This window comes from Streptomyces sp. NPDC006450 (assembly GCF_040612195.1).
Taxonomy (GTDB): Bacteria; Actinomycetota; Actinomycetes; order Streptomycetales; family Streptomycetaceae; genus Streptomyces.
The window spans coordinates 15,823-28,958 of sequence record NZ_JBEXPT010000087.1 but is presented as its reverse complement, the minus strand read 5'-3'; the positions used below and the strand labels follow the sequence as shown (position 1 = coordinate 28,958).

Here is a 13,136-nt window from a genome sequence, read left to right as displayed (position 1 = left end):
GCTGCCGGGGACCCCGGCCGCGCCGGTGCCACGGGACGCGGCGCGATCACCACGGCCGGCCGGCCGGACAGCCCGTCCGGGGCCGGTCAGGGGTGGTGCGAGGACAGGGACGAGGGGGAGTTCGGGGCGTGGTTCTGGACCCGCCTGCGGATCGCCGAGGCGGACCGGTTCGAGCTGCTGCGGCGGCTCGTGCCGCAGGACCACCGCCTGCTCGACGCCGCCGCCCGGCGGCTGGTCCGTGCGCCGCGGCTCGTGCAGCCACTGCTCTGCGGCTGGTTCCGCGACGGGCGGCGGCTCCTCGGGCGGCCCGGGGCCACCGTCGCCACCGCCGCGCAGGCGCTGCTGCACACGCACCGCAGCCTCGCCGTCGACGACCTCACCGAGGCGCTCGTCAGCGCCGCGCACCCCCGCGCCGACGAGCTGCTCGCCGTACTCGCCGAGGACGAGCCCTCCGCCCTCAGCCGGGCCGTGGACCGCTGGGCCCACGACGAGCGGCCCGGCCGCCGCGTCGCGGCCGCCGCGTACGGCCCGCTCACCGCCCCGCACGTACGGACCCCCGCCGACCGAGAGCTGCTGCGCTACGCCGCGCAGGCCCTCCTCGCCCGCCCCGCGGACGCCTCCCTGCACGGCAGCGCCCTCGGGATCCTGCTCCGGGACCCCCATGTGCGGGCCCGCTACCTCCCCGACGCCCTCGCCTGCTTCCGCGACCCCGAGCGGGGCACGCGCCTGCCCGCCACCGCGCTGGTCGCAGCCCTCCCCGTGCTGCCCGACCCGGACGCGGTGTTCACCGCCCTGCGGGAGCGGGCCGACGGGGAGGTGGTGCGTGCGCTGGCCGCGCTGACGACGCCCGGCCTGGCGCGGCGCGCGGCCGATCTCGTACGGGACCACCTGGCGCGGCACCCGAAGGACGCCGCGCACGCCGCCGCGTTCGTGGACCGGCGGCTCGAACAGGGGCTGGCCGCCGCCCCCGTGCTCCGCCCGCTCGTACGGGACCTGCTGGGCTCCGGTCCGCCCCTGGTGCGGGCCGCGCTGGCCGGTGTACTGGCCGCTCCGGGCACGGAGGCCTCGTACACGCTCCGCGGCGAGCTGGCCGAGGCGCTGCTCCGCGAGGAGCTCGACCCTTCGGTGCTCGACGCCTTCCTCGGCGCGCTGGCGGCGGGGGCCGGTGCCGGCGCGCCGGACCGTACCCGGGACCTGCTGCGGCGCACCGGCCGCCAACTGCTGCGGGCACCGGGCGGCCCGGCCGTCTTCGAGCGGCGGACGGTCGAGCTGGCGCGGTCCGAACCGGCCTTCGGCGCACTCGTGGCCGCTTGGCTGGAGCGGGCTCCGCAGGAGGCGGCGGCGCTGCTGGGGCCGAGCGCGCGCCGGACCGTCGAGACCCTCGCTCACAGCGCGTCCCCGGCGGAAGACGCCGATGATGGGCAGCGGCCACCGGCATGGCAGTCTTAGACCTGCAATCGGCAACCAGGACAGGGCCTACAGGGTTCGGGCGAGGAGCGGTCACAGTGCAGCGCTGGCGTGGCTTGGAGGACATCCCCCAGGACTGGGGACGCGGCGTCGTCACCATCGGCTCCTACGACGGCGTCCACCGGGGTCATCAGCTGATCATCGGACGGGCCGTGGCCAAGGCCCGCGAGCTCGGCGTCCCCTCCGTCGTCGTCACCTTCAGCCCGCACCCGAGCGAGGTCGTCCGCCCCGGCAGCCACCCGCCGATCCTGGCCCCCTACGACCGGCGCGCCGAGCTGATGGCCGGGCTGGGCGTGGACGCGCTGCTGATCCTGCCCTTCACGGCGGAGTTCTCGCAGCTGTCCCCGGCCGACTTCATCGTGAAGGTGCTCGTCGACAAGCTGCACGCGCTGGCGGTCATCGAGGGGCCGAACTTCCGCTTCGGCCACAAGGCCGCCGGGAACGTCGACTTCCTGCGGCAGCTCGGCGCCACCTACGACTACGAGGTCGAGGTCGTGGACCTGGTCGAGCGCGGCGAGGCGGGCGGCGGCGTGCCGTTCTCCTCCACGCTCGCGCGCAAGCTGGTGGCGCAGGGCGACATGGACGGCGCGGCCGAGATCCTCGGGCGCCCGCACCGGGTCGAGGGCGTCGTGGTGCGCGGTGCGCAGCGCGGGCGCGAGCTCGGCTACCCGACGGCGAACGTGGAGACGCAGCCGCACACCGCGATCCCGGCCGACGGGGTGTACGCGGGCTGGCTGACGGCGGACGGCGAGCGGATGCCGGCGGCCATCTCGGTCGGCACGAACGTGCAGTTCGACGCGACCGAGCGGACCGTGGAGGCCTACGCCATCGACCGGGTCGGGCTGGACCTGTACGGCATGCACGTGGCCGTCGACTTCCTCGCCTACGTGCGCGGGATGGCGAAGTTCGAGTCGCTCGACGGGCTGCTGGAGGCCATTGCGGACGACGTGAAGCGCGCGCGGGTGCTGACGGACTCGTACGACGCGGAGCACTGACGGGCCGACGGCCTTGCGGACCGACGCCTTGCGGGCTGAGGGGCCGACGGGCTGACGAGCGGTTGGACGACGGGCGAGGGCCCGTACCGTCCCGGGGATTCCGGGGCGGTACGGGCCCTCGTGCGTGTGCCGGCTCCGTCAGCCCAGGCGCGGGTCGCGCGGGGGCCCGCCGGGCTGGGGCTGACCGGGCTGCTGGGGCCAGGGCTGGCCGGGGGTGGGGTAGGGCTGCTGCCCGTACGTGGGCTGCGACTGCTGGGGCTGGTGCGGCTGCTGGTGCGGCTGCGGGTAGGACTGCTGGTGCGGCTGCGGCTGGCCCCAGTGGTTCTGGGGCGCTTGCTGCTGGGCGCGGATGAAGTCCTCGGCGACCAGGGCGGAGAGGTTGAAGTAGGCCTCGCGCGTCTTGGGCCGGAGCATGTCGAGGTCGACCTCGGCGCCGGCCGCGAGGTGGTCGTCGAACGGGACCACGACGACACCGCGGCAGCGGGTCTCGAAGTGCCGCACGATGTCCTCGACCTTGATCATCTTGGCGGTCTCGCGGACCCCGGAGATCACGGTGAGGGAGCGCGAGACGAGGTCGGCGTACCCGTGCGCGGAGAGCCAGTCGAGGGTGGTGCTCGCGCTGCTCGCGCCGTCCACCGACGGGGTCGAGATGATGATCAGCTGATCGGCCAGGTCCAGGACCCCGCGCATGGCGGAGTAGAGGAGGCCGGTGCCCGAGTCGGTGAGGATGATCGGGTACTGGCGGCCGAGCGTCTCGATGACGCGGCGGTAGTCCTCGTCGTTGAAGGCCGTCGAGACGGCCGGGTCCACGTCGTTGGCGATGATCTCCAGACCGGAGGGCGCCTGGGAGGTGAACCGGCGGATGTCCATGTACGAGTTCAGGTACGGGATCGCCTGGACCAGGTCCCGGATCGTGGCCCCGGTCTCGCGGCGCACGCGGCGGCCGAGGGTGCCGGCGTCGGGGTTCGCGTCGATGGCCAGGATCTTGTCCTGGCGCTCGGTGGCGAGGGTGGCGCCGAGGGCGGTGGTGGTCGTGGTCTTGCCGACGCCGCCCTTGAGGCTGATGACGGCGATGCGGTAGCAGGACATGACCGGCGTGCGGATCAGCTCCAGCTTGCGGCGCCGTTCGGCTTCGGCCGCCTTGCCACCGAAGCGGAACAGACCGCCGCCTCCGGAGGCGTTGTTGCCGCTCTTCGCCTTCTGCTTCCCGCGCAGCAGGCGGTCGGAGGACAGCTCGACGGCGGCGGTGTAGCCGAGGGGGGCGCCGCCGGAGGGCTGGGGGGCGCCGTAGCGGGGGTCGTGCCCGTGGGGGCCCTGCGGGCCTTGGGGCCCTTGGGGTCCCTGGGGGCCCTGCTGCCACTGGCCGCCGCGGGGATCGGCGTACTGCTGTTGCTGGTGCGGTTGCTGCTGCGCGTGCGGGGGGAAGCCGTGGCCGGGGTCCGGCTGCGGGGCCTGCTGCGCGGGCGGGAATCCGTACCCGGCGTCCGGCGTCCGGGGCTGGGGCTGGGGCTGGGGCTGCGCGGGCGGCAGGATGTCGTAGCCGGCCTGGGGATCCGCGGGTGCGGACAACTCCGAGGGCCACTGCGGCAGTTCGGAGCCGGAGGCCGAGGTGGATCCGGCGGATCCCTCGAACGTGTTCGCCGCGCGAGGCGTCGGAATGACCGTCCCCGCGGGAGGAGTGGGCGTACGCACGACAGCGGGCGGCGGGCCGTCGACCGGCGCGGGCGCGTACGGGTCGCTCAACGGGCCCCGATCGGCCGGGGAGTCGACGGGCGCGCCGCTCGGACGCGCCGCCGGTGCGGCACCGCTCGTGCCGTCCGTGCCGTCCGTGTCTTCCGCGCGGCTGGGCGCCGGCGCGGAGACGCCCTCGGAACCCGAACCGGTAGGGCTCTGCGGGCCCGACGCGGTGCCGGCCGAGGACGACGGGTACGGCGGCAGACCGTTGTCCGGGGCCGCGGTGCGGGGCGGGGCGGCACCGTCCGAGGCGGACGAGTACGACGCGGCCTGGGCCCCCGGGGACGACGGCAGTCCGGTGTCCGGGCCGGGCGTGCTGTTCGCAGCCGCCGGGGACGACGGCTGCGCAGTGTCCGGGGCCTGGTCGGAGGCCCGGGCGGGGGTCTCCGAGGTCGACGGCTGCGCCGTGTTGGAGGCCGGGGCGTAGGCCTGGGCGGCGCTGTCCGAGGCCGCCGGCGGCGCGGCGTCAGGGGTCGACGTGCGGGGCGGGGCCGTGCTGTCCGGAGCCGACGGGTACGGCGGCAGGGCGATGCCCGGGGCCGGCGTACGGGGCGGGGTGGTGTCGTCCTGAGCCGACGGGTAGGGCGGCGGGGCGTCAGGGGTCGACGTGCGGGGCGGGGTCGCGCTGTCCGGAGTCGACGGGTACGGCGGCAGGGCGATGCCCGGGGCCGGCGTATGGGGCGGGGTCGCGCTGTCCGGAGCCGACGGGTACGGCGGCAAGGAGGTGGCCGGGGCCGGCGCGTGGGGCGGGGTGCTGCTGCCCTGAGCCGACCGGTGCGACGGAAGGGCAGAGCCCGGGGCCGACGGGTACGGCGGGGCGGACGGGTCTGCTGCCGGAACGTACGGTGCGGCCGCGGCAGGAGCGTACGGCGTGGCCGCAGAGTCCGCGGTCAGCGCCGTGGGTGCGTCGGGAGTGCCGGCGTACGGCACGGCCGGTGCCGGCGCGTTCGACGCCGCGTGCGGGGCCGGCGGGGCGATGCGCATCGTCGGAGGGGTTTCCAGGTCCGACGGCGGCCGGTGGGGTTCGAAGCCACTGCCTTCGGGCAGGCCCGGGATCGCGGCGGCAGCCGGAGCCGCACCCTGCGTGTACCAGGCCGGCGGGGTGTAGTCGATGGTGAACTCGCCCGTCAGCTCGGGCTCCGCGTCGGACTGATCGTCCGTCGGGACGTCCCACGTCCCGCCGCGCCTCTCGTTCCGATCGCCGCTCACTGGTCCTCCTGATCTGTCGAACACTGGTCCGGCGTCCCACCGCGCCACGCCGGCGCCCAGCCTAATCGTGTCCCGCAGCCGGTATCCGCCCCCGTCGGCCCGTACCCGAGGTCGGCCAGGGGCTGGGGGCCGCCTCCATCCTGCCCATACGGCCGGGCCTCCGGCCAATCCCCGCCTCCACGACCTGCCACGTCTCCGCGCCCCCCGCCGGTTCCGGCATGCCGCCTGCGCAGTGAGGTCTCGGGGCCGCCGGCGCGTGCGCAACGGCGCCGACCCACCCGTTCCCTCCCTGCGGGTCCCCAATCCGCTCGTGCTTCCCCGTCCCCGGCGCGACCTTTTCGGCGGGGCCCGTCCCCACAAGTCCCGTTCGGCGCTGCGCGTTCCGGGCTTCCGGTTTCGGAGTGTGCCCGTGCTCGGCCCGTGGCTCCCGGGCTTGTTCGGAGGCGGCGGCCTGCCCGGTGCCGGGTGCGCCGCTCGTGCGGTGCGGGTGGGTCGGCCCTGCGGGGCGAAGTCCCCTACCCGCCCTTCCACCGTTCCCCGGGCGCTGCCCGGACCCCGGTCCTCAAGCGCCGGACGGGCGGGAGGGGCCCCCGGCGCGTGCGGAGCGCGTCCGTCCCCGGCTGGTTCGGCTTCGGCCTTGCCGGTTCCTTGCGCGCCCTCCAGGCTTTCCGGTTCGGGGCGTGCCACGCCCGTGCACGCTCCCGTGCGTCCCGGCCCACCCCAACCGGTCCGCCGACTCCGAGTCGGCCCGTGCGGGTCCGCTGGTTCCGGGGCGGCTCGGTTCCCTCCGCCGGCTCCCGGTCTGCGCGTACCGGTCCGCTCGTTCTCGCTCGGCCCGTGCGCAGATTCCCGCTCCGGCGGGACTCGGCCTGCGCGGTTCGGGCTCCCGGTTCCCGGCCCTGCGGCTCCGTACTGCCGATCAGGGGCCCGGCCGTCGCCGACCCGCAGGGAGGCCGGTTCCCCGGTCGTGCAGGGTCTGCCCGTTTCCGGTCCGCTCGCCACGGCCGAGCCGCGATCCTTCGAACCGGTGCCTCCCGGGTGTCCACCCCGCGACCCCGGGTCCCCCGTGAGGCTGAACCTCGCGACTCCCCGGGCTCCCCCCAGGGCCCGCCCCCGGTTCAGTCGATGCGCCGCGCCGGACCCAGCAGGCCCGTCTCCCCGTCCGTCGGCTGTGTCATCACGAATTGCCGGTCCCGCTCGGTGCACCACAGCGTGACCCCGTCGCCCAGCGTCGGCAGTGACTCCACCGCCGCCGGGGGCAGCACCATCAGGCGGCCGAGTTGCTCCGCCTCGTCCGGGGAGACCCGCTGGATGCCGACCAGGGAGGCGTTGCGCACCAGTCGGGGGGCAGCCGGGCTCAGGTACGGGAGCAGGGTCAGGACCGACTGCCAGGGCCCCGCCGCCACCCGGCCCCGCGGCGGGCGCATGCCGCAGTCGCGGATCACCAGGACCGGACTGCCCGCCGAAGCGCCCTGCGGCGGCACCCGGCCCACGTCGTGCAGGGTCACGCACTGCTGGCCGCCGCCGGCGGCCTGCGCCAGGCCGGACCACACCTGGCCGCGCCCGGTCTCCACCGTGACCCGCGCGCCCGTGGCGGCCGCCCGGAGGGCCAGGACCTGGGCCGTCCACAGGCCGCCGATCAGCGTGACCTCGTACGGTGTCGGCCGGTTCACGCCGAGGACCGCCGGGCGGCCCGCCGAGTCCACGCCGATGACGACTCCGTCGTCCCCGACCGGCAGCGCGAGCGCGTCCAGCTCAGCCGCCTGGACCACGTGCCGCTCCCGGCGCGGGCCGACCAGCCCGAAGCCACCCCGCACCGAGCCCGTTCGCGAGGCCGTGCCGGTGCCCGTACCCGTACCCGTGCCCGTACCCGTCGCCGTTCCCGCGGTCGATCCCGATCCGGATCCCGATCGAGAGCCCCTCATCGCGCTCCTCCCAGCGGCAGCGATGCCAGCAGCCCCGGCACCTGCTCCCGGTCCAGCCGCACCAGCCCGGCCTTGACTCCCCGGGCGGTCTGTTCCAGTCCGCGCCGTGCGGCGACCAGTTCCTCGTCGCTGCGCCCGGTGACCCGTACGTGCCCGGTCAGCGTCACCTCGTGCCGCGCGGCCGGGGTCATCGTCAGGCTGAAGTTGGTCGCCAGCGCCGGCAGCGAGGTCAACAGCGCGACGAACTGCGGCAGTCCGGCCCCGCTCCCGCCCAGCTGGGGCCAGCGGCTGATCCAGTACGTGGTGTGCCGCCGGTCGTCGCAGCGCCAGGTCCGCGAGGTCTCCTCGGTACGCCGTCCCGTGGCCGCCGACCGGCCCGCCTGGGTGATCGCCATCGGGTTCGCACACGAGGAGGTGGCCAGCGCGCCCGTCAGCTCCTGCTCCGTGAGCACCGTCGCGCGGAACCCGGCCCCCGCGAGCCTGCTCGCCAACTGGTCCGCGACCCGCACGAGACACCGCTGCGCACCCGGCAGCCCGCCCCCGCGCGCGGTGACCGCGTCGGGGCACAGCTCGGGATCCAGCTTGAGCGCGATCCACGTCAGGCGCACCGCGGGGCTCCCGGTCAGGGCCTGGAGCGGGGCGTAGTTGCGCGCGGCCATCGACTGGGCCGGCAGGTGCGGCGCCGGTGCCGGCTGGGTGTGCTGCACGAGCTGCGCCGACTCCAGCCGGATGCCGTCCACTTCGAGGACGTCCCGTACGAGGGCCAGCGGCAGCGGCCGGGCCGCCCGGTCGGGCCGCAGCGCGGTGGCGTCCATGTCGACCTGGACCACCGCGGTCAGGAAGGTGCCGTCGCCGACCATCCCGACGGGCCGCCGGTCACGGTCCCGCTCCCGCTCGCTGAACGTGAGCGTCCGCAACGCCGGATCGGCCTCGACGAGCGGGGCCAGCCCCGGCTCCGTACCGGCCGGCACCGCCGTGGCGGCGGCCCGGCGGCGGCGTGCGCGCAGCGCCAGCGCACCGCCGATCCACTCGGGCAGCGAGCGCCGGTGCCTGCGGACGACCGCGAGCAGGACGAGGACCAGGGCGAGCACACCGGCCGGCGCCAGCAGCAGCGGTTCGACCACCCAGGCCGCCAACAGCGCCGCCGCGGCGACCTGGAGGAGCACGAGTTGTTGCAATCGGAACGGCCCGAATCGGCCCGGACCGGACTTCGGATGCGGCGTCACTCCGGCGCGCTCGGGTGCGGGCGCCCCGGTCCGCGGCCTCACGGCAGTGGCCATCACTCGAGCACCTCACCTTTCCCGGGTTCGTACCCCTGAGCCCCGGCAGCACGCGCGACAGCCGGCCGCTCGCCCCCGGAATCTCCCCAATCCGCTCCAACACCCCTGATTCCCCCGGCCCGGAAGGCGTGGAGCGGCTGCCTCACCCTACCCGGCCCCCAACCGCCCTCCGCCAAGAGGCATAGTAGGTGGCCGGTCGGACAATAGAGGCCCGGAGACCGTACCCACCGACCGGGCCGTGCGGGGAGAATCAGGCGGCCATGGCCTCACGACGTGACGAGCTCAACGCGTACACCTTTGCGAAGCGACGCACGGTGGCCGCGTTCCTTCAGCCTTCCGCGAGCGGGTCCGAGGAGGGCGCTCCGCGACCGCTGCGCGCCGTCCTGCCCGGTGTCATCACCGGGGCGCTCGTCCTCGCGGCCTTCGGCGCCTGGGGGATGTTCAAGCCGACGGCCCCCAAGGGATGGGACACCCCCGGCGACCACGTCATCGTCGGCAAGGACTCGACGACCCGCTACGTCGTCCTGACCACCAAGGTCGACGGCAAGGACCAGACCCGGCTGCACCCGGTGCTCAACCTCGCCTCCGCACGGCTGTTGCTCGACCCGTCCAAGGCCAAGGTCGTCCAGGTCGCGGACAAGGTGCTGGACGCGGGCAAGCTCCCGCGCGGTCCCATCATCGGCATCCCGTACGCCCCCGACCGGCTGCCCGCCCCGGCTGAGGCGGGCAAGGCCAAGCGCTGGGCGGTGTGCCAGCAGCCCGGCGGCAACGGCAAGGGCGTGCAGACGGCCGCCTTCGTCCTGGCCGACCGCGAGGCGAAGCTGATGGACGACGGGCGCCGGCTCTCCGACTCCCAGGCCCTGTACGTCCAGAGCACCGGCCCGGGCAGGGCCCGCTACCTCGTCGACGCGGCGGGCTCGAAGTACAAGTTCCCCGAGGGCACCGCGGACGCGCGCACGATGACCAACGCCCTCGTCGGCGGCAGCGCCGCCCCGCAGCCCGTCACCGAGGAGTGGCTGGCCACCCTCGGCTCCGGCGACGACCTGGCCTTCCCCGAGCTGCCGGGCGCCAGGGCCGGGACGGCCGCCGGGGTCAAGGGACTGTCCAGCAAGGACGACAAGGTCGGCATGGTCCTGAAGGCCGTGACCGGTTCCGGCGCGCAGCACTACCTGGTGCTGCCCGGCAAGGTCGTTCCCGTATCCGACTTCGTCGCCTGGCTGATGATCTCCTCGCCCGCGACCGACCGGCTCGACATGCACGGCAAGCCCCACGAGGTGGACCTCCAGTCCATCAACCCGGACCGCACCCCCTTCAAGGGCAACGCGAAATGGCCGCAGAAGAAGACCGACCGGATCAATGAGGTCCGCGCAGGCTCCTCCGCCTCCGCCTCCGCCTCCGCCTCCGGCGCGGACGGTCGCCGCGACACCGTCTGCAGCGTGCTGCGCTCGGTCGACGCCCAGGGCGGCCAGACGCTGAGCACCTGGGCCGGCACCGGTTTCCCGGTCGACATCACCGCCAGCGGCACGAGCGCCTACGTCACCCCCGGCACCGGCCTGCTCTACACCCAGGCGCAGGGCCGCCAGACCACCGCGGGCGGCGCGCTCTTCCTGGTCACCGACACCGGCCTGCGGTACGCCGTCCAGGCCAACGGCGACAGCGACGCGGCCCAGCCCTCACCGGGACCGGGCGGGAGCACCGGCCAGAGCGGGCCGGCCACCTCCGACGGCCGCCCCGCGCCGAGCCAGGCGCAGGCCCGGCTCGGATACGCGGACGTGGTCCCGGTGACGGTGCCCATCGCGTGGTCGGAGTTCCTCTCCAAGGGGCCCCGCCTCGACAGCAACTCCGCTCGCCAGCCCCAGGGTTCGTGATGCGTAACTCAGCGATGCGTCACCCGGCGACGGCGAACCCGGCGACGGCGAACCCGGCGACGGCGAACCCGGCGACGGCGAACCGGGCGACGGCGAACGCGTCGAAGCCCGCCCTCGCCGCCCTGCTGGTGGCCGCCGCCCTCACCCTGGGCGCCGCGCCGCAGCCTCCGCACCCGCTGCGCCTCGCGGGCGCCGGCGAGTGCACCTTCCCGATGAAGAAGCAGATAGAGGACCGGCCCTGGGCGCTCCAGCGGCTGCTGCTCGACGAGCTCTGGGCGCAGACCAAGGGCCGCTCCAAGGACGGCAAGAGCGTCCGCGTGGCCGTCATCGACACCGGCGTCGACCGGGTCAACCCGCAGCTCAGCGACGCCCTCGACATCGGGGCCGGCCGCGACTTCCTCGACGCCAAGGGCGACGGCACCGCGGACACCGTCGGGCACGGCACCAAGGTCGCCGGACTCATCGCGGCCCGCCCGAAGCCCGGTACCGGCTTCGTCGGGCTCGCCCCCGAGGCCACGATCATCCCCATCCGGCAGAACGACGGGCAGGGCAACGGCAACGCCGAGACCCTGAGCGAGGCCATCACGCACGCGGTGGCCAAGGGCGCCCAGGTCATCAACATCTCGCAGGACACCGAGGTGCCGATGACCCAGGACTCCAAGCTCGGCCAGGCCGTCAAGAAGGCCGTGGAGGCCAACGTGGTCGTCATCGCCTCGGCGGGCAACGACGGCCTGACCGGGAAGAAGCGCCCGACCTACCCGGCGGCCTTCCCGGGCGTGCTCGCCGTGGGCGCCTCGGACCGCAACAACGAGCGCGCCGCCTTCTCCCAGCCCGGCACCTTCGTCGGGATCGCGGCGCCCGGGGTCGACATGGTCTCCACCGTCCCCGGCTTCGGCCAGTGCGTGGACAACGGCACCAGCTTCTCCGCCCCCTACGTCGCCGGGGTCGCCGCCCTGCTCCGCGCCAAGCACCCGCAGTGGACCGCGCAGGAGGTGATCTGGCAGCTCCAGAACACCGCCGAGCGCTCCGTCAACGGCCACGACGACTACGTGGGCTGGGGCGTGGTCGACCCGGTCCGTGCGCTCACCCAGTCCGCCGTGGGCGCCGAGCCCCCCAAGGCCCCCGCACCCGACCCGGGGCCGCCCCGCGCGGCGGCCCCGGAACCGGCCGTGATGCACACGAGCGAAACGGCGCGCGAACGCGACGAGCGGCTCGGCACGTACGCACTGGGGATCGGCGGCGTGCTCATCGCTGTGATCGCCGGGACCGCGACGGTGGTCCGGGATGCCCGGAACCGCAGACGCCGTTTGCAGTGAACGGTCACGGTTCATCAACAGATCCCCAAGGGCTGTGTTGGGTCGGACCGATCAACTGACTACAGTGTTCGGAGGCTTCACGACTGTGATCGGGGATTGTGCGTGAAGCGGAGGGGGATCCGGGGGCGAGTGGCTGAAAACCGCCCCCTCGAAGCACCGCTCCGCCGTGCGATCCGCCTTTTCCGTGTGGCGAATTGAGAGATGAGGAGCTTCGGATGACCAACAATTTCGGACTCGCTGACGACCCGGTAAAGCAGGCACTGAACAAGATTTCGGAGACCGCCGACAGCGTCACCCGGCAGTCCCGGGAGCTGGCGGACATCCTCGCCACCGTCAGCGCGGGCTGGACCGGTGTGGGTGCGTCGGGGTTCACCTCCGCGCAGACCGTCGTCAACGAGGACCACGACGAGATCCGCCGGCTGCTCGGCGTCCTGCACAACGCGGTCGGGCAGACCAAGAACCTGAGCAACGCGCAGGACGACGACGTGGTCTCGGCGTTCCAGACCGTCAAGGCCTCCAGCGGCGGTGGCAACACCTCCGCCCTGAACGGGATCTGACCCGCTTCCCCACCCACCTGCCCAGCCCCGTGCGAAGGAGAAGAGCATGACCGCGAACGACGGGCACACCAAGGTCCAGTACGAGAGCCTCCAGGGGATGGCGGACCGCATCCGCATCGTCTCGGACAACATCAAGAAGGACCTCGACGAGATGGGTGCGGCCCTGACGGTCGTCACCGACACCTGGGACGGCGAGGCGCACGCCCAGTACGTCGAGCTGCAGCGCAAGTACAACGGCAAGGCCGACCACATGCGCGCCCAGCTGCGCCTCGTCGCGGACCTCATCGAGCGCGGCAAGAACGACTACCGCGCCACCGACGTGAAGGCCTCGCGCCTGTTCACCGAGGCCTACTAGGCCCGGGCGGTACCGCGGAACACCGCCGGAGACGGCGAAGCACCGCCGCACACGGCGACCCGCCGGGGACGGCGAAGGGGCGCGCCCGCACCGGGCGCGCCCCTTCCTCCGTTCGCGGGGGCCGTACGGGCCCTAGCGCGGACCCCGGTCGAGATCGAACTCCCCGTCCCTGGCCCCGAGTACGAACGCCTCCCACTCGGCCGCGGTGTAGCGCAGCACCGTGTCCCGGTCCAGCGAGGACCGCATCGCCACCGCCCCCTCGGGCAGCCGGGCGATCTCGACCCGCTCCTCGTCGGGAGAGGTACCGGGCGGGCCCTCCCACTCGACGCCGCTGATGTCGAGCCCGTACAGCTCGTCCTTCTCCTGCTGAGTGCCCATGAGCGGCCTCTCCTTCGGTGGTGCGGTCCCTGCCGATTATCGACGGTGACCC

General features: G+C 74.5%; 9 protein-coding genes and 1 pseudogene. 6 read left to right on the top strand and 4 right to left on the bottom strand.

All coding sequences use genetic code 11. The features are described from left to right. Nucleotides 1–1,449: pseudogene (locus ABZY57_RS23240) on the top strand (serine protease); the annotation flags it as partial. Nucleotides 1,450–1,505: 56 nt separating this feature from the next. Then, nucleotides 1,506–2,462 (top strand): bifunctional riboflavin kinase/FAD synthetase, encoded by a 957-nt coding sequence (locus tag ABZY57_RS23235; RefSeq protein WP_356514840.1) that lies wholly within the window; start codon nucleotides 1,506–1,508, stop codon nucleotides 2,460–2,462. A 138-nt stretch (nucleotides 2,463–2,600) separates the two neighbouring features. Here ABZY57_RS23235 and ABZY57_RS23230 read toward each other — a convergent pair whose 3' ends face one another. The 3 genes from ABZY57_RS23230 to eccE all read right to left on the bottom strand — a co-directional run bounded on the left by ABZY57_RS23230 (nucleotide 2,601) and on the right by eccE (nucleotide 8,610). Beyond that, the gene (locus ABZY57_RS23230; RefSeq protein ID WP_356514838.1) at nucleotides 2,601–5,405 is read right to left on the bottom strand and encodes an SCO5717 family growth-regulating ATPase; all 2,805 of its coding nucleotides are present in this window, start codon (nucleotides 5,403–5,405) and stop codon (nucleotides 2,601–2,603) included. Between the two features lie 1,118 nt (nucleotides 5,406–6,523). Next, nucleotides 6,524–7,330, bottom strand: coding sequence for a hypothetical protein (locus tag ABZY57_RS23225; protein WP_356514836.1), 807 nt, complete (start codon nucleotides 7,328–7,330; stop codon nucleotides 6,524–6,526). Further along, nucleotides 7,327–8,610 (bottom strand): type VII secretion protein EccE, encoded by a 1,284-nt coding sequence (eccE, locus tag ABZY57_RS23220; protein ID WP_356514834.1) that lies wholly within the window; start codon nucleotides 8,608–8,610, stop codon nucleotides 7,327–7,329. Before eccE ends, ABZY57_RS23225 begins: the two co-directional genes overlap by 4 nt. A 260-nt stretch (nucleotides 8,611–8,870) precedes the next feature. On the opposite strand from eccE, the gene eccB reads away from it, so the two are divergent. The 4 genes from eccB to ABZY57_RS23200 all read left to right on the top strand — a co-directional run bounded on the left by eccB (nucleotide 8,871) and on the right by ABZY57_RS23200 (nucleotide 12,706). Next, complete coding sequence (gene eccB, locus ABZY57_RS23215; RefSeq protein ID WP_356514832.1) at nucleotides 8,871–10,478, top strand: type VII secretion protein EccB; 1,608 nt, start codon at nucleotides 8,871–8,873, stop codon at nucleotides 10,476–10,478. Next, on the top strand, nucleotides 10,478–11,794 hold the full coding sequence (mycP, locus tag ABZY57_RS23210; RefSeq protein ID WP_356514830.1) for a type VII secretion-associated serine protease mycosin: 1,317 nt from the start codon (nucleotides 10,478–10,480) through the stop codon (nucleotides 11,792–11,794). The genes eccB and mycP overlap by 1 nt, the downstream gene beginning before the upstream one ends. Nucleotides 11,795–12,009: 215 nt before the next feature. Next, nucleotides 12,010–12,351, top strand: coding sequence for a WXG100 family type VII secretion target (locus tag ABZY57_RS23205; RefSeq protein ID WP_250749227.1), 342 nt, complete (start codon nucleotides 12,010–12,012; stop codon nucleotides 12,349–12,351). Nucleotides 12,352–12,397: 46 nt separating this feature from the next. Next, a complete protein-coding gene (locus ABZY57_RS23200) occupies nucleotides 12,398–12,706 on the top strand; it encodes a WXG100 family type VII secretion target (RefSeq protein WP_243337517.1) in 309 nt (102 codons plus the stop codon). 132 nt (nucleotides 12,707–12,838) lie between these two features. Here ABZY57_RS23200 and ABZY57_RS23195 read toward each other — a convergent pair whose 3' ends face one another. Further along, entirely contained in the window at nucleotides 12,839–13,084 is a 246-nt protein-coding gene (locus tag ABZY57_RS23195) for a DUF397 domain-containing protein (protein WP_243337515.1), read from the bottom strand. Between the last annotated feature and the right edge of the window lie 52 nt (nucleotides 13,085–13,136).

Bases quoted from the DNA above. Each gene is read 5' to 3' on its own strand.
- ABZY57_RS23200 (WP_243337517.1), top strand. From the start codon at position 12,398: ATGACCGCGAACGACGGGCACACCAAGGTCCAGTACGAGAGCCTCCAG.
- ABZY57_RS23225 (WP_356514836.1), bottom strand. From the start codon at position 7,330: ATGAGGGGCTCTCGATCGGGATCCGGATCGGGATCGACCGCGGGAACG.
- eccE (WP_356514834.1), bottom strand. From the start codon at position 8,610: ATGGCCACTGCCGTGAGGCCGCGGACCGGGGCGCCCGCACCCGAGCGC.
- mycP (WP_356514830.1), top strand. From the start codon at position 10,478: ATGCGTAACTCAGCGATGCGTCACCCGGCGACGGCGAACCCGGCGACG.
- ABZY57_RS23195 (WP_243337515.1), bottom strand. From the start codon at position 13,084: ATGGGCACTCAGCAGGAGAAGGACGAGCTGTACGGGCTCGACATCAGC.
- eccB (WP_356514832.1), top strand. From the start codon at position 8,871: ATGGCCTCACGACGTGACGAGCTCAACGCGTACACCTTTGCGAAGCGA.
- ABZY57_RS23205 (WP_250749227.1), top strand. From the start codon at position 12,010: ATGACCAACAATTTCGGACTCGCTGACGACCCGGTAAAGCAGGCACTG.